We start from the raw sequence: 688 nt of genomic DNA on the forward strand, positions 1-688 counted from the left end.
CCTCAGCCCTCTGGGCTTTTTTTATTTGTAAATATCATCAATTCACGTTATAATCTATTGAGCCCTAAACAGAAAGGATAATATGGACACTATTCAACTTGATTTTTTAAAAAAATTTTCTCCAGCCTTTTTAGGACAATATGGAGATTTTGTGGTTTTGGAAATTCCTCGTTATGAAGATCGATATAACAGTACTCCTGTGTACTATAATTTATTAAGTTCTGGAAAAACTATAGACGAAGCTGAACTTAATCTCGCTAAGTTGATTAAAATTATCAGTTTAGATGAAAATAACTTAATTAATAAATTTATAAAAAATATGATTTCAATGAATATAAATGCTTTCCAAATAAAAATACTTAACGAAAAAACAGATAATACATTCGTTTTACAACTTGATTCTGGTGAATACTCTGTTAGAGCAAGTCACCAAATTTTAGACGAAGCTGTAAAAAAATTATATGAAAAATTTTTAATATTATATAGAATTTAATACGTTAGGGCTCATTTCCTTTCTATATTTTCTAAAAATTCTTTAAAATCAATAACTTTATGTATTATTTTTTCTAATTCGTTTATATATTCTTCTACTTCTTCCGGTGTCATTTCTCTTATTTCTTTTCTTCTTGAAGGTATTAATATTTTTCTTCCCATTCCTGAATCCTCCTTTCTACACCACTTTTGGCTT

Annotated in this window: 2 protein-coding genes; one reads left to right on the forward strand and one right to left on the reverse strand. The window is 27.0% G+C overall.

Annotated elements, in window-relative coordinates:
* Positions 1-82 precede the first annotated feature (82 nt).
* Positions 83-493 (forward strand): hypothetical protein, encoded by a 411-nt coding sequence (locus NK213_RS17855; protein WP_253351726.1) that lies wholly within the window; start codon positions 83-85, stop codon positions 491-493.
* Between the two features lie 11 nt (positions 494-504).
* On the opposite strand, the gene NK213_RS17860 is transcribed toward NK213_RS17855, so the two are convergent.
* The coding region (locus NK213_RS17860) for a hypothetical protein (RefSeq protein WP_253351728.1) at positions 505-688 on the reverse strand (184 nt) is incomplete at its 5' end.

The organism is Sebaldella sp. S0638 (assembly GCF_024158605.1).
In the GTDB taxonomy this organism is placed as follows: domain Bacteria; phylum Fusobacteriota; class Fusobacteriia; order Fusobacteriales; family Leptotrichiaceae; genus Sebaldella.

Coding starts and splice junctions, on each gene's coding strand:
- NK213_RS17855 (WP_253351726.1), top strand. CDS start 83: ATGGACACTATTCAACTTGATTTTTTAAAAAAATTTTCTCCAGCCTTT.